The organism is Streptomyces sp. NRRL S-1813, from assembly GCF_000719605.1.
Taxonomy (GTDB): domain Bacteria; phylum Actinomycetota; class Actinomycetes; order Streptomycetales; family Streptomycetaceae; genus Streptomyces; species Streptomyces decoyicus.
This window is the reverse complement of the sequence record NZ_JOHB01000003.1, coordinates 191,058-212,934: the sequence shown is the minus strand read 5'-3', so window position 1 is coordinate 212,934 and position 21,877 is coordinate 191,058. Positions and strand designations below refer to the sequence as shown.

The 21,877-nt window shown below is 72.1% G+C and carries 23 protein-coding genes, 1 pseudogene and 1 riboswitch; of the genes and pseudogenes, 12 read left to right on the top strand and 12 right to left on the bottom strand.

Going from position 1 to position 21,877, the window contains the following annotated elements:
- Positions 1–5 precede the first annotated feature (5 nt).
- Together IF67_RS0108120 and IF67_RS0108115 are read right to left on the bottom strand one after the other, a co-directional pair.
- Complete coding sequence (locus IF67_RS0108120) at positions 6–1,112, bottom strand: right-handed parallel beta-helix repeat-containing protein (protein ID WP_051817779.1); 1,107 nt, start codon at positions 1,110–1,112, stop codon at positions 6–8.
- Between the two features lie 561 nt (positions 1,113–1,673).
- Entirely contained in the window at positions 1,674–2,048 is a 375-nt protein-coding gene (locus IF67_RS0108115; RefSeq protein ID WP_030983589.1) for a VOC family protein, read from the bottom strand.
- 455 nt (positions 2,049–2,503) lie between these two features.
- Between IF67_RS0108115 and IF67_RS0108110 the strand changes: the two genes are divergently transcribed.
- The gene (locus IF67_RS0108110; protein WP_030983587.1) at positions 2,504–2,884 is read left to right on the top strand and encodes an ArsR/SmtB family transcription factor; all 381 of its coding nucleotides are present in this window, start codon (positions 2,504–2,506) and stop codon (positions 2,882–2,884) included.
- Positions 2,885–3,186: 302 nt separating this feature from the next.
- Positions 3,187–3,357, top strand: a complete 171-nt coding sequence (locus tag IF67_RS44700; protein WP_234341016.1) for a hypothetical protein — start codon at positions 3,187–3,189, stop codon at positions 3,355–3,357.
- Here IF67_RS44700 and IF67_RS0108100 read toward each other — a convergent pair.
- Positions 3,326–4,126 (bottom strand): CDP-alcohol phosphatidyltransferase family protein, encoded by an 801-nt coding sequence (locus IF67_RS0108100; protein ID WP_420708618.1) that lies wholly within the window; start codon positions 4,124–4,126, stop codon positions 3,326–3,328. The two genes, IF67_RS44700 and IF67_RS0108100, sit on opposite strands and share 32 nt — an antisense overlap.
- 109 nt (positions 4,127–4,235) lie before the next feature.
- Here IF67_RS0108100 and IF67_RS0108095 point away from each other — a divergent pair, with 109 nt between their 5' ends.
- From IF67_RS0108095 to IF67_RS0108075, 5 genes are all read left to right on the top strand, one after another.
- A complete protein-coding gene (locus IF67_RS0108095) occupies positions 4,236–5,219 on the top strand; it encodes a zinc-dependent alcohol dehydrogenase (RefSeq protein WP_030983582.1) in 984 nt (327 codons plus the stop codon).
- A 78-nt stretch (positions 5,220–5,297) separates the two neighbouring features.
- Positions 5,298–5,696, top strand: a complete 399-nt coding sequence (locus tag IF67_RS0108090) for a 6-pyruvoyl trahydropterin synthase family protein (RefSeq protein WP_030983581.1) — start codon at positions 5,298–5,300, stop codon at positions 5,694–5,696.
- The gene (locus IF67_RS0108085; protein WP_030983579.1) at positions 5,693–6,814 is read left to right on the top strand and encodes a glycosyltransferase family 4 protein; all 1,122 of its coding nucleotides are present in this window, start codon (positions 5,693–5,695) and stop codon (positions 6,812–6,814) included. Before IF67_RS0108090 ends, IF67_RS0108085 begins: the two co-directional genes overlap by 4 nt.
- Entirely contained in the window at positions 6,811–7,689 is an 879-nt protein-coding gene (locus IF67_RS0108080) for a class I SAM-dependent methyltransferase (protein WP_030983577.1), read from the top strand. Before IF67_RS0108085 ends, IF67_RS0108080 begins: the two co-directional genes overlap by 4 nt.
- Positions 7,686–8,693, top strand: a complete 1,008-nt coding sequence (locus IF67_RS0108075; RefSeq protein WP_030983576.1) for a lysylphosphatidylglycerol synthase transmembrane domain-containing protein — start codon at positions 7,686–7,688, stop codon at positions 8,691–8,693. The genes IF67_RS0108080 and IF67_RS0108075 overlap by 4 nt, the downstream gene beginning before the upstream one ends.
- Before the next feature lie 108 nt (positions 8,694–8,801).
- Here IF67_RS0108075 and IF67_RS41210 read toward each other — a convergent pair.
- Both IF67_RS41210 and IF67_RS0108065 read right to left on the bottom strand, forming a co-directional pair.
- A pseudogene (locus IF67_RS41210) lies at positions 8,802–9,440 on the bottom strand (RibD family protein); the annotation flags it as partial.
- Positions 9,433–10,188, bottom strand: a complete 756-nt coding sequence (locus tag IF67_RS0108065) for a creatininase family protein (RefSeq protein ID WP_030983573.1) — start codon at positions 10,186–10,188, stop codon at positions 9,433–9,435. The pseudogene IF67_RS41210 and the gene IF67_RS0108065, both read right to left, overlap by 8 nt.
- 115 nt (positions 10,189–10,303) lie before the next feature.
- On the opposite strand from IF67_RS0108065, the gene ribA reads away from it, so the two are divergent.
- The gene (ribA, locus tag IF67_RS0108060; RefSeq protein ID WP_051817809.1) at positions 10,304–10,984 is read left to right on the top strand and encodes a GTP cyclohydrolase II; all 681 of its coding nucleotides are present in this window, start codon (positions 10,304–10,306) and stop codon (positions 10,982–10,984) included.
- A gap of 108 nt (positions 10,985–11,092) precedes the next feature.
- Here the strand turns inward: ribA and IF67_RS0108055 are convergent, their stop codons facing one another.
- The gene (locus IF67_RS0108055) at positions 11,093–11,845 is read right to left on the bottom strand and encodes a CbtA family protein (RefSeq protein ID WP_030983569.1); all 753 of its coding nucleotides are present in this window, start codon (positions 11,843–11,845) and stop codon (positions 11,093–11,095) included.
- Between the two features lie 15 nt (positions 11,846–11,860).
- On the bottom strand, positions 11,861–12,079 hold the full coding sequence (locus IF67_RS0108050; protein WP_030083316.1) for a CbtB domain-containing protein: 219 nt from the start codon (positions 12,077–12,079) through the stop codon (positions 11,861–11,863).
- 63 nt (positions 12,080–12,142) lie between these two features.
- Positions 12,143–12,229: riboswitch (cobalamin riboswitch) on the bottom strand.
- A gap of 160 nt (positions 12,230–12,389) precedes the next feature.
- Between IF67_RS0108050 and IF67_RS0108045 the strand changes: the two genes are divergently transcribed.
- Both IF67_RS0108045 and IF67_RS0108040 read left to right on the top strand, forming a co-directional pair.
- A complete protein-coding gene (locus IF67_RS0108045) occupies positions 12,390–12,962 on the top strand; it encodes a histidine phosphatase family protein (RefSeq protein WP_030983567.1) in 573 nt (190 codons plus the stop codon).
- 135 nt (positions 12,963–13,097) lie between these two features.
- Positions 13,098–13,538: an SPW repeat protein gene (locus IF67_RS0108040; protein ID WP_030983565.1), complete on the top strand. Its 441-nt coding sequence runs from the start codon at positions 13,098–13,100 to the stop codon at positions 13,536–13,538.
- Between the two features lie 114 nt (positions 13,539–13,652).
- On the opposite strand, the gene IF67_RS0108035 is transcribed toward IF67_RS0108040, so the two are convergent.
- Complete coding sequence (locus IF67_RS0108035; RefSeq protein ID WP_051817775.1) at positions 13,653–13,991, bottom strand: hypothetical protein; 339 nt, start codon at positions 13,989–13,991, stop codon at positions 13,653–13,655.
- Positions 13,992–14,265: 274 nt separating this feature from the next.
- Between IF67_RS0108035 and IF67_RS0108030 the strand changes: the two genes are divergently transcribed.
- A complete protein-coding gene (locus IF67_RS0108030; RefSeq protein ID WP_030983560.1) occupies positions 14,266–16,092 on the top strand; it encodes an alkyl/aryl-sulfatase in 1,827 nt (608 codons plus the stop codon).
- 95 nt (positions 16,093–16,187) lie between these two features.
- A complete protein-coding gene (locus tag IF67_RS0108025; RefSeq protein ID WP_030983557.1) occupies positions 16,188–18,218 on the top strand; it encodes an ATP-binding protein in 2,031 nt (676 codons plus the stop codon).
- Positions 18,219–18,236: 18 nt separating this feature from the next.
- On the opposite strand, the gene IF67_RS0108020 is transcribed toward IF67_RS0108025, so the two are convergent.
- The 4 genes from IF67_RS0108020 to IF67_RS0108005 are packed head-to-tail and all read right to left on the bottom strand — an operon-like array spanning position 18,237 to position 21,875.
- Positions 18,237–19,277 carry a serine hydrolase domain-containing protein gene (locus IF67_RS0108020; protein ID WP_030983555.1) on the bottom strand — a complete coding sequence of 347 codons (1,041 nt, stop codon included), beginning with the start codon at positions 19,275–19,277 and terminating at the stop codon, positions 18,237–18,239.
- Positions 19,274–20,197 (bottom strand): DUF6895 family protein, encoded by a 924-nt coding sequence (locus IF67_RS0108015; RefSeq protein WP_030983553.1) that lies wholly within the window; start codon positions 20,195–20,197, stop codon positions 19,274–19,276. The genes IF67_RS0108020 and IF67_RS0108015 overlap by 4 nt, the downstream gene beginning before the upstream one ends.
- On the bottom strand, positions 20,194–21,177 hold the full coding sequence (locus IF67_RS0108010) for a DUF6895 family protein (protein WP_030983551.1): 984 nt from the start codon (positions 21,175–21,177) through the stop codon (positions 20,194–20,196). The genes IF67_RS0108015 and IF67_RS0108010 overlap by 4 nt, the downstream gene beginning before the upstream one ends.
- A complete protein-coding gene (locus IF67_RS0108005; RefSeq protein WP_234341015.1) occupies positions 21,174–21,875 on the bottom strand; it encodes a hypothetical protein in 702 nt (233 codons plus the stop codon). The genes IF67_RS0108010 and IF67_RS0108005 overlap by 4 nt, the downstream gene beginning before the upstream one ends.
- Positions 21,876–21,877 lie beyond the last annotated feature (2 nt).

The following is a 21,877-nucleotide window of genomic DNA, read 5'->3' as shown; positions in this document are numbered from 1 at the left end:
CGCCTCTATTCTCCCGTTGAAGAGGGGTGCGCCCGGTGCTCCCCGTGCCGTCGGCACAGACCGGCCGGCTCCGAGGTCCGGCACACGTTGCGGACGAACCGGTTTCCCTTGCCCTTGGGGTCCCGGTTGGCCAGGTCCACCGGCTTGTTGTGCAGCACGAGGTTCTCGCTGATGAGATTGCGTTCGTTGGTCGTCTTCACGAAGCTGCGGAACAGCACGATGCCGCCGGAGAGCGGGGACTTGCCGACGTGGCCCCGGATGTCGTTGTGCGTCACCAGAGTGTGCTCGGCGCCGGTGAGGATGATGCCGGAGCCCTGGATGAACGGCAGTCGGCTGTTGCCGGGGCAGTGCTTGTTGTTCTTGAGGATGGTGTTGTTCCGGACGGTCAGCTTTCCCGCCCGCGGGCGGGATTCGTCGCCGACGACGAACACTCCGCCGCAGTTACCGGTGATGCTGTTGTGGGCGACCATCAGGTTTCTGACCCGCCGGACCGTGATGCCGATCCGGTTCCGCGAGAGACGGTTGTCGGTGATCCTGGCCCCCCGGGTGTCGGTGGCCCCGCCCTCCTCCTTGACCGTGTTCGCCAGGAAGATGCCCGCGTCACCGTTGTCGATGGCGGCGTTGTCCCGGATCACGGTGCGGGTGGACCTCTCCTGAGCGATGCCCCACACACCGTTCTTCCGCGAGGCGACGTCGTGCACGGACAGCCGGTCGGTGCGGGACGCCCAGATGCCGCTCTTCTTGAAGCCCTGGACGGTCAGCGAGCGGATGCTGACGTCCCGCAGCGGCCTGCCCCCCGTGCCGACGACGCAGATCCCGTTGCCGCTCTGCCCGCAGGCGTTCGCGGCCCGCTTGCCTGCCGGACTGATCACCGTCTTCCGCCCCGCACCGACGAGCCGCAGCCGCGACTTGCGGATCAGTACGCTCTCCCGGTAGTGACCGGGCCGGAGGAAGACGGTGTCGCCCGGCTTCGCTCTGTCCACCGCCCGTTGGATCGACTCACCGGGGTGGACGACGTGTCGTTGCGTTGTGTCGCACGGCGATGCCGCGCCGAGTCCGCCGATCATCATCGCGGCGACACAGCCCATGTATTTCATCTGTCGTAGCGCCATGAGGCGAAGCTATGGGCGATCACTGCCGCTCGCCACATGTGGTGACCCGACGATGACGGTGTGTGCAGCGGCCAGCTTTCGACACGCCGTCAAGTCCGCTGCCCCGCCCCTCACCGGACTGCCGATCAGGGCCGGTCAGCGGGCTTCCAGGGCTCCTCGTCGGCGGTGCCGGACGCACCGGTGCACGGCGGGCAACCGGTCGGCCCGGAATCAGCTGACCGGGTATCGGGCGGGGTGCCGTCCGGCGTGTCGGACGCGGCACCGGGCCGGCCGTCCGACGGGTCGTCAGCCGGCCCGTCCGGCTCCACCTCGGTCAGGAAGGCCGCGAGGCTGGTCGGCAGAAACCACGGTCGGGCGCGGGAAACGGTCACGGAAGACCAACGCGCCAGGCCGGGCCGACGACACCCGCTCAGGGCCGCGGAGGCGCTTGATCACCCCAACGGCCGCGGGGAGGGCGCCGCTGAACGGGTGCGGGGAGGGGGCCGGGACCGGACACCACGGGGCCCGGCCGGCAGCCGGGCGCCCCCCGCTCGCCCTCGCGGAGACGGGGCCGTATAAAGGTCAGCCCGCCCGCTCGGCCGCGCTGCGCTCCACACAGAACTCGTTGCCCTCGATATCGGCCAGCGTCACCCAGCCGGTCCCGTCGGCCCGCCGATGGTCGGCCACCGAGGTCGCGCCGAGCGCAAGCAGCCGCTCGACCTCATCGTCCCGGCCGCGGTCCTGTGGCTGAAGATCCAGATGCACCCGGTTCTTCCCGGCCTTGGCGTCGGGCACCGTGACGAACAGCAGCGCGCCGCCCGCGGCCGTGACCGTGGCCTCCGGATCACCCGGCAGGTCGTCCTCGGCCAGCGTTCCGTCCAGTACCTGAGCCCAGAAGCTCGCCAGACGGTAGGCGTCGGAGCAGTCGATCGTGAGGTGGCGCACCAGTGAAGTCATGGGCGTCACTATGCGGTTGGAGGGTGGGGGGCTGTCCAGCGGATTCACGCACTACGGGCGCAGTCCGCGGCTTCGGCATCCGCATCCGGTGCAAGCCGCCCGGCGGCCGCCGCGGCGGAACCCGGCCGCGGGTACGGTAACTGCCTCCGGGCGCCGCAGAGTTCGCGGAGATGCCGCAGCACGGGCCGGGGCGGGCGGCAGGACCGGCAGGCCGGCGGCAGCGGGGGAGGGGCACGCCGGGAGAACAGTGCCGCACGGGCCCCGGTTTGTCCGGCACACCCATTCAAGTCTCCCGCCCCGGTCGTCTACAGTTGCAGAATTCCGCAATTCAACAGATGACGCGATGGCCGGTCGGCCTGAACGCGGAGGACATGCGTGGGCGGTTTCGCCGAATCGGTACGTATACGGGTGCGCGCGGCGCGGTCCGCGCACGGTCCCGGAAGCGGGGCGCGCATATGAACGGCGCCTGGGTTCCGCTCTGTCAGGCCAAGGCCGACTTCTTCCGGATGCTGGGGCATCCGGTCCGCATCCGGGTGCTGGAGCTTCTCCAGAGCGGGCCGATGCCGGTGCGGAGTCTGCTCTCCGCCCTCGAAGTGGAGCCGTCCGCGCTCTCCCAGCAGCTCGCGGTCCTGCGCCGCTCGGGCCTGGTGACGGCCACCCGCAGCGGCTCCACCGTCGTCTACGAGCTGGCCGGAGGAGAGGTCGCGGAGCTGCTGAGCGCCGCCGGCCGGGTCCTCACCGAAGTGCTCGCCGGGCAGCATGCGCTCCTCACCGAACTGCGGCAGGCCGAGACCGGCGCACTGCCGGCGGCCGGCGGGGTGGGGGCCGTCTCATGACCCGCTCGCTCCGCCGCTTGCACGGTCACCGCACGGGAGCGGTCCGCTCGTTCACCACCGGAAAAGGGTGATCGCAGATGGCCGGCGCACCGAGGCGCAAGGGGCCGCCGCCGTGGCGGGCGGTCCGCTCACGCACCTGCATACCCACGCCCTCCGGGCCGGGGACCGTACGGCCCTGCCGGGGACGTCCCCCCGGGCGAGGACCGCTCCGCACGGCGCGCGGACACGGCCGCGCCTGCCCGGAGAGCGCCGCCCGCCGCCGCACCTCGCCGCGCTGCGGCGTCCGCCTGGCCCGTACGGCCGTGGTGCGTCCCGGGGCCCAGCTGGCGCGGCTGCCCGGTGCGGTGCTGCTCGCCCACCGGGCACCACGACGCAGCCTGTGGCGACAGGTGTTGCTCTCCATCGTCGTGACCAATCTGCTGCTGGTCTTCCTGGCGCTGGTCATCTATCTGGGCCGGCACGCCGGGACGTGACAGGGACGCCGGCCGGGACCCGCTCGGGGACGCCCGTCACAGGCGTTCCACCCGCCCCCTTCCCGGCCCGCCACAGCCACGCGACGTCCCGCCCGAAGGACCACACGAGGAGTCCCAGAGCCATGGCCACGACGGTGACCTCCGACGCCCGCGGCAGGATCCCGGCACCGGCCACGACCAGCACGACGCCCTGAAGCGCCGCCACGGTCTTGCGGGCCATGCTGTGCGGCAGGTCACCGCGCAGCCACGGCAGCACCCACGACGCCGCGACAAAGGCGTAGCGCATGAGGCCGATGCTCAGCACCCAGGCGCCCAGCGGGATGGCGACATGGACACAGAGCACCAGGATCAGGAAGGCGTCGACCTCCATGTCGAAGCGCGCCCCCAGCGGGGTCGCCGTGCCGGTGCGCCGGGCCACCTGCCCGTCGACCGCGTCCAGGATCAGCGCCACGGCGGCGAAGGCGATCAGCACCGTGACCGGTACCGGCCGGCCGAAGGAGTCCGCGACCAGCGCGGTCACCCCGCCGACCAGGATCGTGCGGGCCAGTGTGACGCGGTTGGCCGGTCCGAACGACGTGGTCCACGTCCGGCGCAGCGCGACGGTGAGCACGGCCCAGGTGGCGACGGCGAAGACGCACCCCGTGAGCCACCCGATGGTGCCCAGGCCGGACACTCGGCACAGGACCTCCAGTACCAGCAGTTGCACACCCATACCGGCCGTAATGTCCGGTCCGAACGGCCTTGTGTCGTAGCGCTCTTGTACGGCCACCCTGCCTCCCGGGATGTGTAGCGGACTCGAAGGGCGCCGCGTAGGGTGACGGCGTCCTCATGATCCCCAGCATTGATGAACCAACGCCGTAGCGTCCAGGAGGATCCCGATGCCGCGCGTCGCTTGTGCCTTTTGGATAAGCGCTCCAGGTCAGGGCGAGATCCGGACGGTAGACCTGCCGGACCCCGCCGATGACGAGGTTCTGGTGCGCACGGTCTGCTCCGGAGTGAGCCGTGGAACGGAGACCCTGGTCTTCCGTGGCGGCGTCCCCGAGAGCCAGCACACCGTGATGCGGGCGCCGTTCCAGGAAGGCGCCTTCCCCGCACCGGTCAAGTACGGCTACCTCAATGTAGGCGTCGTCGAGGAAGGCCCGCCCGACCTGCTGGGCCGTTCGGTCTTCAGCCTGTATCCGCATCAGACGCACTTCGTCGTCCCGGCGAGCGCCGTCACCCCCGTACCGGACACCGTCCCCGCCGAGCGTGCCGTCCTGGCGGGCACCGTCGAGACCGCGGTGAACGCGCTGTGGGACGCCGCGCCGCTGGTCGGCGACCGGATCGCGGTGGTCGGGGCGGGCATGGTCGGCTCCAGCGTGGCGGCGGTCCTCGCCCGCTTCCCGGGGGTCCGGGTGCAGTTGGTGGACGCCGATCCCGCGCGCGCCGCCACCGCCACGGCACTGGGTGTGGACTTCGCGCTGCCCGCGGACGCGCTGGGCGACTGCGACCTGGTCGTGCACGCCAGCGCCACCGAGGAAGGGCTGGCGCGCTCGCTCGAACTGCTCGCCCCGGAGGGCACCGTCATCGAGCTGAGCTGGTACGGAGACCGGCAGGTCAGCCTGCCGCTGGGGGAGGCCTTCCACTCCCGCCGGCTGGTCGTCCGCAGCAGCCAGGTGGGCACGGTGTCCCCGGCCCGGCCCCGCCGTACCTTCGCCGACCGGCTCGCGGTCGCGCTCGACCTGCTCGCCGACCCCGCCTTCGACGCGCTGATCACTGGCGAGTCCGCTTTCGAGGACCTGCCGACGCTGCTGCCCCGGCTCGCCTCCGGCGACCTCCCGGCACTGTGCCACCGCATCCGGTACGGGCCGGCGGACGGCTGACAACGCCTGGGTATCCACCCGGAATTCGCCCCCACGACGACACCTCACTGAGACCGACATCACACCGGAGGAACGGCCTTGTTCAGCATCACCGTCCGCGATCACCTCATGGTCGCCCACAGCTTCCGTGGCGCGGTCTTCGGACCCGCGCAGCGCCTGCACGGCGCGACCTTCATCGTGGACGCCACGTTCCGCCGCGCGGAGCTGGATGCCGACAACATCGTCGTCGACATCGGCCTGGCCACCCAGGAACTCGGCGCCGTGGTCGGAGAGCTGAACTACCGCAACCTCGACGACGAGCCCGCCTTCGCCGGCATCAACACCTCGACGGAGGCCCTGGCCAAGGTCATCGCCGACCGGCTCGCCGACCGCATCGAGGCGGGCAACTTCGGGGAAAGCGCCCGCGAGCTGGCCGGGATATCGGTCACCCTGCATGAATCGCATATCGCCTGGGCGACGTACGAGCGCACCCTGTGACCCGTACCGGCGCCACCGCGGCGGCGGAGCGTGTGGTGCACTTCGTCCTGCCCGGTGACGTCGACGACCCGGCGGTACCCAGCGGCGGCAACACCTACGACCGCCGGGTGTGCCGCGACCTCCCGGCGGCGGGCTGGCAGGTGCGCCCGTACGCGGCGCCCGGAAGCTGGCCGCAGCCGGACGCCGCGGCCCGCACGGGGCTGGCGCGGCACCTGGCGGCGCTGCCCGACGGCGCCGTGGTCCTCCTCGACGGCCTGGTCGCCTGCGGCGTCCCCGAGATCCTCGTCCCGGAGGCGGGGCGGCTGCGGCTCGCCGTACTGGTCCATCTGCCGCTGGCCGACGAGACCGGGCTCGACCCCGCCGTGGCGACGGAGCTGGACGCCCGCGAACGCCGCACCCTGCACGCCGTGGGGAGCGTCGTCGCGACCAGCGACTGGGCCGCCCGCCGGCTGGTCGCCCATCACGGGCTGGCGGCGGAGCGGGTCCATGTCGCCAGGCCGGGAGCCGACGCCGCGCCCCTCGCACCGGGCACCGACGGCGCCACGGGGCTGCTGTGCGTCGCCGCGGTCACCCCGCGCAAGGGGCAGCACCTCCTGGTGGAGGCCCTCGCGGCCGTCACCGAGCTGCCCTGGAGCTGCGTATGCGTCGGCGGGCTCGACCGTGATCCCGGTTACACCGCCCAACTGCAAAGCATCGTCGCCGAGTCCGGCCTCGACGACCGGATCGCCTTCACCGGGCCGCAGACGGGCGCCGACCTGGAAGCGCGCTACGCCGCGGCGGATTTGTTGGTGCTGACCTCGTATGCCGAGACCTATGGCATGGTCATCACCGAGGCGCTGGCACGCGGGATCCCGGTGCTGGCGACGGCGGTGGACGGGGTTCCGGAAGCGGTCGGGCAGGCGCCCGACGGCAGCGTGCCCGGCCTCCTCGTCCCGTCCGGACGGCCACCGGCCCTTGCCGAGGCGCTGCGTGGCTGGCTGGACGATCCGCAATTGCGTGACCGGTTGAAGAATGCGGCACGCGGACGGCGTGCCATGCTGGAGGGGTGGGAGATGACGTCGCACAGTCTGGCCGGAGCGCTGGAACGGCTTCGGGACGAGACCCGGAGCATGCGGTGAACGTAACCGGAAGGCCCCGATTCGCCCCGCGGTGGCTGGAGTTGCGGGAGCGCGCCGATGCCGCGGCCCGCGCACCGGAGCTGCTGCATCCGCTGCTGGAATGGGTGGCCGCGCAGCCGCCGCCCGTCGGCCCGCCCGGGAGCCCGCGCGATCTGGTGATCCGTGATCTCGGGTGCGGCACCGGCTCGATGGGGCGCTGGCTCGCCGTCCGGCTGCCCGGCCCGCAGCACTGGGTCCTCTACGACCTCGATCCCGCGCTGCTCGACCACGCCGGTGCGCGGATGCCCGTAACGGCCGCCGACGGTACGCCCGTTGACGCCACGACCGAGCGCGGCGATCTGGCCACCCTCACCGCCGACGACCTCGCGGGCACCTCGCTGGTGACCGCCTCCGCACTGCTCGATCTGCTCACCCGCGACGAGGTGGAGGCGCTCGCCGAGGCCTGTGTGGGCGCGGGCTGTCCGGCGCTGCTGGCGCTCTCGGTCGCCGGACGGGTCGAGTTGACCCCGTCCGATCCGCTCGACGCCGAGATCGCCGACGCCTTCAACGACCATCAGCGCCGCACGGACCAGGGCCGCGGCCTGCTCGGGCCGGACGCGATCGCGGCGGCGGTCACGGCGTTCGAGCGGCGCGGTGCGACCGTTCTGGTGCGGCCCAGCGCATGGCGGCTGGGCAGTGCGGAATCCGCGCTGACCGCCGAATGGCTGCGCGGCTGGGTCGGCGCCGCGCACTCCCAGCGGCCCGAGCTGGCACCGGAAGCGGTGGCCTATCTGCGGCGGCGGCTGGAGGAGTGCGCGGCGGGCGAGCTGACCGTCGCGGTGCACCACACCGATCTGCTGGCGCTGCCCGGACCCTCGTCCAGGAGCGCGGGATGAACAAGTCCCGCTGGGCGGCGTGGCTCAGGCTGCTCGCGGGACTGGGCATTCTGGTGGCGCTTGTGTGGCATCTGGGATCCGACGCCTTCCTGGACGGTCTGCGCCGGATCGACGCCGCCACGCTGCTCGCCGCCCTCGCGATCGGCCTGCTGACCACGGTGTTCAGCGCCTGGCGGTGGTGTCTGGTGGCCCGCGGCCTCGGTCTGCGGCTGCCCCTGGGCGGGGCCGTCGCGGACTACTACCGGGCGCTGTTCCTGAATGCGGCGCTGCCCGGCGGCGTGCTGGGCGATGTACACCGCGCCGTACGCCACGGCCGTCACTCCGGTGACCTCGGCCGGGGTGTACGCGCGGTCGTCCTGGAGCGCACCGCAGGCCAGTTCGTCCTGCTCGTCGCCGGTGCGGTGGTGCTGCTCGCCCGTCCCTCGCCCGTCCTGGCGCCGGTCGCCGGCTTCCTCACCTCGCCCGGTGTCGCGCTGGCCGCGGCCACGGCGGGCGTGCTGCTGGTGGCGGTCGCGGTCCGGCTGCGCCGTCGCCGGGGCGCCTCGCGCGCCGAACGCGCCGTGCGCACGGTACTCGCCGAGGCGCGCCAAGGTCTGCTGGCCCGCGGTGTCTGGCCCGGCGTCGCGCTCTCCTCCGTGGCGGTCCTGGCGGGCTACCTCGGGATGTTCGTGCTGGCCGCCCGGGTCGCGGGAGCCACCGCACCGACCAGCGAACTCGTGCCGCTGGTGGTGCTGGCGCTGCTCGCGATGGCCCTGCCGCTGAACGTCGGCGGCTGGGGCCCGCGGGAGGGCGTCGCCGCCTGGGCCTTCGGCGCCGCCGGGCTAGGCGCGGCGCAGGGGCTCACCACTGCCGTGATCTACGGTGTGCTCGCCTTCGTCGCCGGCCTCCCGGGCGCCGCCGTGCTGCTCGTCCGCCGGTCCGCCGGATGGCGCACCGAACGCCCGCAGTTCGAGTTCGAAGAGCGTGTCCTCGCCGAGCAGGGCGCGCCGCAACGGCGGGCGTAGCGCCTCCCGCATCACCGGCGTGCCGGGAAACCGCAGGCCGGGGATGCCGTCGCCGAGCAGGACCGGTGCGACGGTGACATACAGCCGGTGCAGCGCCCGCTCCTGGAGGAAGCGCGACACGGTGACCCCGCCCCCTTCGATCAGCACCCGCCCCAGACCCCGCCGCGCCAGCGCCGCCAGCAGGCGCCGCGGGGCGAACGCGTCCGCGTCCGGCAGCACCATGACGTCCACGCCGCCGCCGGCGTCCCCGGGCACGGCGCCGGCGTCCGGCCCCACCACCCACAGCGTCGGCGCGGCACCATCGGTGAAGACCCCGCTGTGCAGCGGCACCCGGCCCCGCGGATCGAGCACCACCCGCACCGGATTGTCCCCCGTACAGGCGCGTACGGTCAGCCGCGGATCGTCCGCCACGGCGGTACCGGCCCCGACGAGTACCGCATCGGCCAGCGCGCGCAGCCGGTGCAGATGGCAGCGGTCCTCCGCCCCGGTGACATAGTCGGCATCGCCGGTACGGGTCGCGATGAAACCGTCCAGACTCTGCCCGAGCTGCGCGAACGCGACCCGCGGGCCGGCCAGGCACAGCGGCAGATAGCGTCCGGCGAGCTCCACCGCCTCGGGCGTGGCGGGCCGTTGCCAGCGCAGTCCGCCGTCGCCGTCCGCCACCAGCCCGGCGGCCTGCGCCTCGTCCGCCGTACGGATGGCCCGCAGCCGGTTCCAGGCGGCCGCCGCGTCGAGTACCTCAGTCATGGGCTTCCGTTCCTGCGCCCAACAGCGCCGCATATTCCTCGAATGCCTCGACCAGACCTGTCAGCAATTCCTTCCCCTTCCGGGCGGACGCCAGGGACGGGCGCCCGATGACCCCGGATTCGGTATAGGCCGACATGCCCAGTGTCAGGAGCTGCTTCCGGTCATCGGCGACGCAATCCGCTGATTCATAGCCTTCCTTGACCAATTCGGGATGGGCAGCCAGCAGAATGGACGTCTCGGCCTCTCCCGCATGCATATCGGTGTGCCCGGACGTCTGCACCCCGGCCCGGGTGCGGGCCGCGTCCCAGTCGGCCGATCCGGGGAAGAGCGCCATCCGCACGCCGCTCCCTGCGGATTCTTGAACGACATTGCGCAGCACGTAATTTCCGCCGTGCCCGTTGACGAGAATCAGGGTGCCGATACCGGACCTGCGGAGCGAATCGGCGATGTCCGTGACGACCGCATGCAGGGTGCGGGCCGAAATGCTGACGGTCCCCGGCCAGGCGGCGTGTTCGTGCGAACAGGACACCGTCAGCGGCGGCAGCAGCTGGACGGCCCGGCCGGCGGCCACCTCCCGGGCGATGGTGCAGGCGATGACGGTATCGGTGGTCAACGGCAGGTAAGCACCGTGTTGTTCGAAGCTGCCGATGGGCAGCACGGCCATCGTCGGCCGTCGTGCGCGTACGTCCTCCGTGGTGTCCGCCGGCAAGAGGCCGGGCGCCGAAGTCGGGTGTCCCGAAGCGGTCATCGTGGGCTGCGGCCTTTCGTCGCTGACTCACCGAGTCATGGTTGTCGCAGCATACTTGTTGTGTTCTGAGTGACTACCGACGATCCATTCCCCACGCGGGTACGATCGCGCCATGATGGACCCCGACGACGATGCACACACCGACCTCCGTGTCGCAATCGATGATGCCCTCGGCCAGAAACCGGGCGTGGAACAGGTGGTGACGGTCAGGCTCCCCACGACATACGGTGAATTTCTCGCCGTCGGCTATCTGGACCGCCGCAGCGGGATCGAGCAAGTGGCGCTGGTCCACGGCGATGTCGTGGGAGAGCCGGTGCTGACCCGCGTGCATTCGGAATGCCTCACGGGTGATGTCTTCGCCTCCACCCACTGTGAATGCGGCGATCAATTGTCCGCCGCGCTGCGCGCGATCGTGGCGGAAGGCCGCGGCATTCTCGTCTATCTCCAGGGCCACGAGGGCCGGGGGATCGGACTGTTGGCCAAGCTCAGGGCGATGAAGCTACAGGAGGGCGGACTGGACACGGTCGAGGCGAATATCGCGCTCGGACTGCCCGTCGACGCCCGCGACTACGGCGTCGCGGCGGAGATGCTCCAGGACCTCGGCGTCCGGTCCGTGCGGCTGCTGTCGAACAATCCGCGGAAACGCGAGGCGCTGCTGCGGTACGGCATCGCCGTCACCGAACAGGTCCCGCTGCTGATGACGCCCCGTGCGGAGAACATCCGCTACCTCCGCGCCAAACGGGAGCGCCTCGACCACGATCTGCCGCATCTGGAGGGCATCCCCGGTCTGTCCTGACGCGGCGGGCCGAGGAAGAGGACGGCCACCCATGCCACGAGGGAGGGCCCGCGACGCAGAGATCGCGGGAGCCCTCCCTCGGTGGGGTGCCGGCCGGTGAAGGCCGGATCAGGAGGTGGCGGGTGCCGCCTCGGCCGTGGTGGCCTCGGGCCGCGCCGCGATGATGCGCTCCGCGAGGTGACCGAAGACCAGCCCGAAGGCGGTCCACAGCACCAGTTGGATGGCGATCGTCGTCAGCCGGAACTGCCAGAGCAGTGTGCCGGGGAACCCGTGCGGCACATTGTCGTAGGACGGCAGGAAGGCGAACGCGATCCCGACTGCGACCACGAACGCGGCGCCGGCCGCGACCGTGGCGTACCAATTGCCCAGCTTCGGTGCCAGGCGCCGGCCGAGGATCGTCGCGCCGACGGCCAGCAGGATGCCGAGCAGCATCATCAGGAAGTACAGGGCGGTGCGTTGGCCGATGGTGTCGGGATCACCGACGGCCGGCGGGTTCGCCGGGTACTTCAGGAACGGTACGAGGTAGACCAGCAGCGCGGCGCCGGCCAGCAGGGCGGCGGTGGTCCGGGCGCCGAAGCGGCCGATCCGGCCCAGCATGAAGCAGAACACCAGGGCGGCGATTCCGCCCAGTGCCACGCCGTAGACCAGTACGCCGGTCGCCAGCCCCGCGGTGGACTGCATACCGCGGCTGACGACCTCCACTTCGTGCTCGTGGCCGTGGCTGTGTGCTTCCTCGAACGCGATGGCGGCGTCCACCCGCGGTTCGCCCAGCAGGAAGGCGACGACGAGGGCCACGACACCTGCTGCCAGACCGGCGAGCATCCCGCGCACCAGAAGGGTTCTGATGGTGACGGAGTTCATGGGTGCGAAATCCGATCAGTGGCAGGGGAAGCCGAGGAGGTGGCGCCCGTCGTGGACCCACTCGTGAACCTCGGTGCCGGAGAGCAGCGAGGTGGCGCCCTGCTCCGCGCCGATGAAGTACAGCAGGACGAGCATCAGGACGCCGACGAACAGCGCCCACGGGGCGATGGCCTTGAGGGGGAGCGGGGCCGGGGTGACGGCGCCGGTGGCGGGGGGTGCGATGGTCTGAGCCATGGCGGAACCTCCTGTGCGGGGAACTCGCGTCCCTGATCGGTGGAGTGCGTAACGACATGCCGGGTCTGGCTCGCCCGGTTCCGGCCCTGCTGGGCTGGTAAATAACCGGACATACAGTGGCGCGACCGCGCCGGCATCTCACCGGCTTCCGTCATGTCGTCGTCAATATCATCGGGAAGGTACCGCGATCTGGCCACCAGGCCAAGGCTGCGCGGGGGGCGGAGAGGCGCAGGACAGGGCGCACCGGCCGGACAACTCCCGTGCGCCGGACAGGCGTTGCCGGGGCCGGCGACGAGCGAGAGAAGAGGACATGACAACTCGGGTGATGTTGGTCTCACCGGCCGCGGGCGACGCCCAGCGCGAGGTGCGCTTCGATGGCGACGGCCCGCTGAGCGAGGCCGGACTGCTCCGCGTCCGGGCCGCCGCCGGAGCGCTGCCGGCCGCCGACCGGATCTTCGTCTCGCCCTCCGCCCGGTGCCGGCGCACCGCCGAGGAGCTCGGGCTGTCGGCCCGCTCCACGCAGGAGCTGGCGGGCTGCGCCATGGGCGGCTGGCGCGGCCGGACCCTGGCCGAGGTCGCCGATGCCGAGCCGGTTGCGGTGTCCACGTGGCTCTCGGACCCGGATTTCGTGGGGCACGGCGGGGAGTCGCTGCGGCAGCTCTGCGACCGGGTCGCGGGCTGGCTGACGCGGATGGCCCTGGATGCGGGCCGGGTGCTGGCCGTCGTCGAGCCGGACGTCGTCCGCGCGGCGGCGGTGTGCGCCCTCGCGGTCCCCGTGGACGCGTTCTGGCGGCTGGATGTGCCGCCGCTGACCGTGACCGAGCTGAGCGGCCGCGGCGGACGCTGGAATCTGGGCCTGGGGCGGGCGCCGGACCGCAGGTGACGGCGGTGCGGCGGCCGCGCGGTGAAACTCCCTTGCCCTTTCATCTACCCATAAAGGCGACATAAGCGCAGAATAAAGGTGCGCGGCTCGATGCCACGCGGAACGGCCAGTTTGCGAACCAAGGAGGCGAGTCGCATGGCCGACGTCTCACACCACAGGGGCGATCTCGCAGGTCACCCCGATGCATCGGAGATGCAAGCTCGGTACGAGCGGGTGCTCGGCGGGCGTGACGTGGTACTCGTCGACGGACCGGTTTTCCTGGTCGGCCTGTACTGCGCCGTGTCGCCGTGGGTCCTCCATTTCGCCGCCGCACAGCCGGCGCTCGTCATGCACAACCTCATCCTCGGTATCGCGATCGCCCTGCTGGCGGTCGGCTTCACCGTGGCCCCTGACCGGATGTACGGGCTGAGCGGCGCGATGTGCGCGATCGGCGTATGGATGATCATCTCGCCGTGGATCGTCGGTAGCGGCCCGGACGCCGGCGTCATCTGGAACAACATCATCATCGGCGCCCTGACGTTCCTGCTGGGTGCCATGTGTGTCGCCGTGGCGTCGAAGAGCCGCCGCGCCACCTGACGCGCGCTCCCCGCAAGGGCGTGTGAAAGCCGCCGGCCGCTTGCCTTCCTGTGAGAGGCGAGCCGGTCGGCGGCTGTGCGTGCGGCCGCGGTACGGCGGCCGGGCCTGGGGGCGCTAGCGAGGCCGGTCGCGGTCGCCGGTGAGCAGATGCCCCAGCAGTCCCGCCAGCACCAGCCCGCTCGCGAGCAGCAGCCCGTGCGAGAGCGCGATACCGGCGGTCAGGCTGCCGGCCGCGGCGGCCGGCAGCAGCCAGGTGAAGCCGCGGTGGTGCGGGCGGGGCCGGACCGGGTGGCCGGCTGCCGGGGTGCGGGGGTGGATGCCGGGGTCCGCGTCGTGCCGGAAAGGTTCGGTGAGTTCGCCGAAAGGGCGGTCGTCGTACGGGGACAGCGTCGTCCCTCCTCCGGGTCGTGCGGCGGCCGTGCCGTAGCGGCAAGGGGAAGGTGGGCGGGGCATTGCTCCGGTGACCGTGCGTAGTCAGGGCGCCTGACCAGCCGCGGCGGGGGCGGCAACGTCATCGGCATTGTTGTGCCCTGCCAGGCCTCGCCCGTAACGCCGTTGACGGGAGAGGTGCCGCATCATGCTGCGCGACACGGGTGCCCGCCGGGTCCGGCCCCGGGTATCCCGCCCGGAGCGGGGGCCCCACGCATGCGATAACCGGGCACATTCGGTTAAATCGGTGACATGGGTCCGCCGACTGTGGCCCGCCGCCCCGGAGAGGGAGCGCCCCGTGACCGCTGCACCCGTGGATGATCACCAGGACTTCGCCGACGCCGACCGTGGCTTCATCGCCGCGCTCGACCCGCCGCAGGTCACCGGGGACGACGGCCGGGTGATCTGGGACGCCGAGGCCTACGGATTCCTGGCCGGAAACTGCCCCGACACCGCGAACGAGAGCCTGTGGCGGCAGGGCCGGCTGGTGAGCCGGCAGGGCCTGTACGAGGTCACCGACGGTATCTACCAGGCCCGCGGCCTGGACCTGTCCAACATGACGCTGGTCGAGGGTGACCACGGCGTCATCGTCATCGACCCGCTCGTCTGCGCGGAGACCGCCGCCGCGGCCCTGGAGCTCTACCGCAAGTACCGCGGCGACCGTCCGGTCACCGGTCTGGTCTATTCCCATTCGCACGGAGCGCACTTCGGCGGTGGACGGGGCGTACTGCCGCACGACCACCACCCCGTCCCGGTGCTGGCGCCGGCCGGCTTCCTCCGGCACGCCGTCCGCGAGAACATCTACGCCGGTCCCGCCATGACCCGGCGCTCCGTCTACATGTACGGAACCCAGCTCCCCAAGGGACCGGACGGCCAGATCGGCTGCGGCCTGGGCACCACCCGCTCCACCGGCACCATGACCCTCATCCCGCCGACCGTGGACATCACCCGCACCGGCCAGGAGGAGATCGTCGACGGCGTACGCATCGTCTTCCAGCTCACCCCGGGCACCGAGGCACCCGCCGAGATGAACTTCTGCTTCCCGGCGCACGAGGCCCTCTGCCTGGCCGAGAACGCCACCCACACCCTGCACACCGTCCTGCCGCTGCACGGCGGCGACGTCCGCGACGCCCGGACCTGGTCCCACTACCTGGGCGAGGCGCTCGCCCTCTTCGGCGACGAGGCGGAGGTCGCCTTCGCCTCGCACCACTGGCCGACCTGGGGCAAGGACCGCATCAAGACCCTGCTGGCCCACCAGCGCGACCTCTACGCCTATCTGCACGACCAGACCCTGCGGCTGCTCAACGAGGGGCTCACCGGCACCGAGATCGCCGAGGAGCTGCGGCTGCCGCCGGACCTGGAGCAGGACACCTCCCTCCACGGCTACTACGGCTCGCTCGGCCACAACGTCAAGGCGATCTACCAGCGCTACATGGGCTGGTTCGACGGCAACCCCGCCCATCTGTGGGAGCACCCGCCGGCCGAGCAGGCCAGACGCTATGTGGACACCATCGGCGGCATCGAGACCACGGTGGACGCGGGCAAGCGGTACGCCGCCGACGGCGATCTGCGGTTCGCCGCCACCCTGCTCAACCACGCCGTCTTCGCCGAGCCGAAGAACCTCCGCGCCCGGCGTGAACTGGCCCTGGTCTACGAACGGTTGGGCCACGGCAGCGAGAACGGCACCTGGCGCAACTTCTACCTCACCGGCGCCATGGAACTCCGCGGCACCCTCGCCGAGGCGTGGGCGGCCACCGCCGACTCCGACATCACCGGCGCCCTCACCGTCGACCAGCTCATCGACTCGCTCGCCATCCGCATCGACGGCCCGCGCGCCTGGTCCACCGCGCTCACCCTCGACCTCTACCTCCCGGACGAGGACCGGACCTGGCATCTGACGCTCTCCCACGGAGCCCTCACCCACCTCAGCTCACCCGGCGCCCCCACCCCGTCCGGGGAACACACCCCGGACCTCACTCTCACCCTCACCAAGCCCCAGCTGCTGGACCTGTTGGCCGGGCGTGTGCCGGGCGACGCCGCACAGCATGGCGAGACCGGTGCACTGAACCGGCTCCTCGGCCTCGTCCGGACGCCGAACCCCACGTTCCCCGTCGTCACGCCCTGAGGGACACCGTCCGCCCGGCCCGCGGGCGTCAACCTCGTGCCCCGGCCTGCTTCGCCGGACTCCTGCTGACGCCACGGCTGGGGCAAACTGGGCCGGTGGCGAGCAACATTCCAGAGGAGTCGACCAGTTTCGTGGGCCGAGGAGCCGAACTGCGCCGGATCGACCAGGAGTTGACCGAGCACCGGCTGATCACCCTGACCGGCCCCGGTGGGGTGGGCAAGACCCGGATCGCGATGCGGGCCGCGCGCGCGGCGGCGGCGCGGTTTCCCGACGGGGTCTGCTGGGCCGACCTGTGGCCCCTACAGGGCGCGGGGCGGCTGGTGGCCAGCGTCTGCGACGCCGTCGGGCTGGCCGACCACACGGCGCGGACGCCGGTGGCGGTGCTGTGCGAATGGCTCGCCGACAAACGGCTGCTGCTGGTGCTGGACTCGTGCGAGCATCTCGTCGACGCCTGCCGCGACCTCCTCGGGGATCTGCTGACCGCCGCCCCCGCCGTGACCGTGCTGGTCACCAGCAGACAGCCGCTGGACATCGTCGGCGAGTGGACCACCGAGATCGGCCCGCTGCCCTGCACCGGCGACAATGACGCACTCACCCTGTTCACCGAACGGGCCGGAACCACGGCCCCCGGCGTGCCGTTCGCCGCCCCGCCGCATGCGGCGGCCGCCGCCGTCATCTGCCGACGCCTCGAAGGCATCCCGCTGGCCCTGGAACTCGCCGTCGCCCAGCTCGCGAACAGCTCCGTCGAGGAGATCGCCGAGCGGCTCACCTCCCGTTTCGACACCCTCGACGGCGACCGGCCGGTACGGCTGCCGCGGCACCGCACGCTGCGCTGCGCCATCGGCTGGAGCCATGAGCTGTGCGCACCGCTGGAACGGCTGCTGTGGGCCCGGCTGTCCGTCTTCCGCGGCACCTTCGACGAGGAGTCCGCGAGCGCCGTGTGCGCCGGGGGACCGCTCACCGAACAGGGGGTCCGCAGCACACTGGCCGCACTGGCCGCCAAGTCGGTGCTCACCCGCGAGGGCACGCGCTTCCGGATGCTCGACACACTGCGCGAGTACGGCCGGATGTGGCTGACCGAGCTGGACGAGACGACGGCGCTCGCCGACCGGCACGCCGCGCACTTCGCCGACTTCGGCCGCCGCGCCGAACTGGGCTGGCTGGGCCCCGAACAGGTCGGCTGGTACGGCAGGGTCGCCGAGGCCCACGTCGACCTGTGCACCGCACTGGACCACCTCCTGGTCACCGACCCGGAACGCGCCCAGGAACTCAGCGGCTCCATCGGCTTCTTCTGGAGCTGCTGCGGTCATCTGCACGAGGCCCGTGACTACGTGGCCCGCGCCCTCGCCGCCCACCAGGGCCCGAGCCCGGCACGCACCCGGGCGCTGTGGGTGCTCGGTGTCGCCGTACTCCTCCAGGGCGATCTGCCGCTGGCCGACGCCCTGGGTCTGGAGTGCTCCCGGGCGGCACGGGCGTCCGACGACGCGGAGGCGGTGCTCCAGGCCGGCTACCTCATCGGCCTCACCCACCTGATGGCCGGCCGCCCGATGTCCGCGCACACCGTCGCGGACCAGGTCCTCGGCCCGGCGCCGCGCACCCCGTTCGACTCTCCCGCACGGCTGCGCTGCCATCTCGTACAGCTCTTCGCGCTCACCGGCCTGGGCAGGCTCACCGAGGCCCGCGCCGAGGCGACCGCGCTGCGCCACGGCTGTGTGCGGCGCGGCGAATACTGGAGCCGCTCCTATATCGACTACCAGCTCTCCCTGATCTCGTTGTTCCAGGGCCGGCCGGAGGAGTCCGCCGACCACGCGCGGGCGATGCTCGCTGCCAAAGAGGGCATCGGCGACAAGTTCGGAATCGCCCTCGGCCTGGACCTGTTCGCGGCCGCGGTGGCGGCCCAGGGCGACGGCGCGGCGGCTGCCCGTCTCTACGGAAGCGGCCAGGCCATCTGGCGCACCGTCGGACATCCGCAGCGCGGCACCCCGGAACTGCGCGCGGTACGCGAGGAGTGCGAGCGGCGGGCCCGCGCGGCGATCGGCGACGAGGCGTATGCCGACCTCTTCCGCCGGGCCAGCGAGGAACGCCCCGGCACCTCCCTCGCCCGGATCCTGGCGGGCGAGCTCTGACCGGCGGCGGTCCCCGGTTCAGACCACGGGATCGCCGGCCAGTCTGTACAGCAGCTCGTAGGCGGTGGTGATCATGTGGCAGCTGCGGCCGCGGCGGGTGGCCAGCGCGACCAGTCCGGTGTGCGTCGCCGGGTGGTAGCCGAGGAACGCCTGCTGGCCGAAGGTCGCCCCGACATGGAAGAGCAAGGGCCCCTGTGCAGCCGGATGTTGATACCACGTCAGGGTATGGGTGTTGCGTTTGCGCCAGCCGCGTCGCAGCAGCGGCACCTGGACGTCGCGCAGCGGCCGCGCCAGTGGCGTGTCGCCGGGGGAGAGGTACGCCTCAAGGTAGGTGAGCAGATCGCCGGGGGTGGAATGGACGGACCCGGCGGCGACGAAGGCGCCCATGTCGGCGCTGCCCACCGGCGTCACGCCGTTCGTCCGGTGGCCGATGGCGTCCGTGCCGGTGGTACCGGGGCCCAGCGTCGTGTCGGACAGCCCGAGGGGGCGCAGCACCCGGTCGGTGAGCAGGGCAGGGTAAGGGGCGCCCGCGGCACGGGACATGACCGGGCCGAGCAGTGCCAGTCCGAGGTTGGAGTACCGCCAGCGGGTGCCCGGCCGGTGCCGCGGCCGGGTGCGGGCGAAGGTGCGCAGCAGCCGCTCGGTGTCGTAACGGGCATAGCCGTTGGCGTAAGGATGCAGCAGCGCGCCGGCGATCAGGTCGGCGGGGATCCGCGGCAGCCCGGAGGTGTGGGTGGCCAGATGCCACAGGGTGATCCGGCGCGAATTCGGTTGCGGCAGCGGCAGCTCCGGCAGGTGGGCGGCCAGCGGATCGTCCAGCGACAGCACGCCGGCCCGGGCCAGGTCGGCGAGCAGCAGCACGGTGAAGGTCTTGGACAGCGACCCCAGCTCGTAGCGCAGCGCATGGCGGGGAGTGGGCGGTGCCAGCGCCGAGCCGCCGGTCATCACGGTCCGCCGGCCGTGCCGGGTGACCCCCACCACGACGTCCGGCGCGTCGATCAGGGCGACCGCGTCCGCGAGGCGGTCGCCGAGGGCCGGTCCGGGGCGGTCGGGGCTCATCCGACGGCGGACAGGGCCCGGGAGGTGGCCATCGCGGAGGCGAACGCGGCGACCAGGGTGGGGTGGTGGACCAGATCGAAGACCCGCGCCGCGTCGCCCTGCGGCATCCGGCGCTGGATGGGCATCGCGCCGGTGGGCGACTGCGCGGCCGCGTACCGCTCCCACAGCTCCGCGTCCAGTGTGGGCCGGGGCAGACAGGCGTCGACGACGAGAAGTTCGCCGAGCAGATCCCAGTGTTCGAGGTCCGCCCAGTCGTCCATCCAGGCGGGCAGATACCGCATGAGGTAGTCGGCGATGGCCGGCGGGATGCGCTCGGGGGCCTCGCCCCAGTTGGTGAGGTGGAAGACGGTGTGGGTCAGGTCGTAGGCGATGTGCAGCTGCACCGTCCACGGTTCGGCCAGCTGCCCCAGCCAGGTGCGGTCCACGGCCCGGTCGAAGTCGCTGCTGGGCGGCAGGCCAAGCTTGCGTTCCGCATTGAGCACACCGAGCCGCCGGTTGGGCATCATCTCCAGCGCCGTCCACGTCGTGGTGCGCCGGCACACCTCCAGCGCGGCCTCCAGCCCCGGATGGCGGTGGCCCAGTTCGTGGAAGGTCGCATAGACCTCCAGGGGCACGGGGGAGAGCGGCTCGTCGTGCTGGAGCCGGGCCAGCACATTGCCGCCGTCCAGCAGCTCCCGCCAGGCGAAGTCCAGCAGCTTCCCGGCCCGCTCCTTCTGCCGGGATCCGGCCACCCCCTCCCGGAACAGCACCTGCATATTGAGCGCCAGCTCCCCGATGGGCTTGAGCCGCTCGACGACCGCGCCGTTGGTGGCGAAGTCGTCGGGGGTCAGCCGGAAGTGCTCGCGGTGGTCGTCGAGCCAGGTCAGGGCCCGGTCGCCGACACCGTGCAGCAAGGCGGGGGATGCGGCCGTCACGGTCACGGGGCTGTCTCGCTTTCGCAGGGGGTCCGCCCGCCCGCCATCGCTGCATCCCCGGCCGGGGGACCGGTCTCGGCCTCGTCGGAGGCGATACGGGCGAGGGTGGCGGCGAACGCGGTCACCAGGGTGGAGTGGTAGCAGGCCGTGAACGCCTCGGCCCGGTCGCCGGTGGACGGCGCGGCACCGATCTCGGGCACACTGCCGTCGGCCGCCTGCGCGCCGGCCAGCCGCTGCCAGGCCACCGGGTCGTACGGGGCCGCAGGCAGACACGCCGTCACGGCAAGCAGCTCGCCGGCCAGGTCCCACAGCTGTTCCTCCAGCCAGTTCTCCAGCCAGGAGGGGAGCCACAGCCGCAGATAGCCGGCGAGTTCGGGGGACAGCCGCTGCCGGTTGCGCCCCCAGTCGGTGAGGTGGAAGACGTCATGGGTCATGCCGTACGCGCCCTTGCGGTCCAGTGCCCAGGGCTCCGGCAGCCCGCCGAGGCCGGTCAGGGCCAGGACGGCGCCGAAGTCGGCGTGCTGCCGCAGCCCGATCCTGCGCTCCGCGTTGAGCACACCGAGCGTACGGGTGTGGTCCTCGCGCGCCACCCGCCAGCCGCGCAGCCGCGTCGTGGTCTGCACCAGCGCGTCGACCTCGGAGTGGCGCAGCCCGGCCTGGGCGAAGACCCCGTACAGCTCGACCGGGTACGTGGCGAAGGGCTCGCCGCGGATCAGCTCGGCGAACAGCTCACCGTCGCGGGTCTCGTTCCAGGCGAACGCGAAGAGCCCGCGGGCCGTCTGCCGGATCTCGTCCCGCGGGTGCAACACCCCGATCAGCTGGGTCAGTTCGGCGAGTTCACCCAGCGGTTTGAGCGTCAGGTTGGGGTCGGCGTCCGTGGTGACGTTCGGCGGCAGGCGGAAGAAGTCGCGCATGTCCTCCAGCCACCCCAGGCTGCCCCGGACCATCCGGTCGAGCAGCCCGGGGTCGCCCCGGTCGCCGGTCACCAACCCCGTCCGTAGAAGCGCTGGGCGGCCACGACATGCAGCGCCACCCGGGGGTCGCCACCACCCATCTGGCGGACGAAAGCCAGCCCGCTGTCGAGCCCCAGAGTCTGCGGAGCGTCGGGCAGCCGGGCCAGCCACCGGCCCAGGCCGGCCGCCTGCAACCAGTCCCGGCGGCGTACCGCCCGGACGAAACCGCGGGCCAGATCGTCGGTGCGTGCCGTCAGCTGCTCGGCGAGACCGGGCGCCAGCCCGGGCAGCGCGAGCGCGGCGAGCTGTGACACGCGATGAGAAAGCTTCGGCCAGGGGTCGGCCTCGACCCATCCGGCCGCGGCCTCGGGGGGCGGCGGCCAGTGCCGTGCGCTTCCGGGCAGAAACGCATGCGAGGCCTCGACCAGGCCTCGGTAGCTCCACACTGAAATCTCCGAGGCGTCCGCTCCCGGCGGGTAGGCCGTCAGCGCCTGCCGGACGACCTCTTCATCGTCCGCGCCGACGGGCGCCCCACGGTGCTCGACTGCGTACGGCGCGAGCGCATCGGCGCCCAGCACCCGGAGGGCGGCCGGGGCCAGTGCATCGCTCTGCCGCAGAATGCTCGACAACGCATAAGGGTCGCCCTCACCCCGCAGGGCGAGGGCGACCCCGGTTGCGGCATCGGCAATCACAGCGCTGAGCGGGACTGCTCCCTGCGTCTGTTCAGCCAACG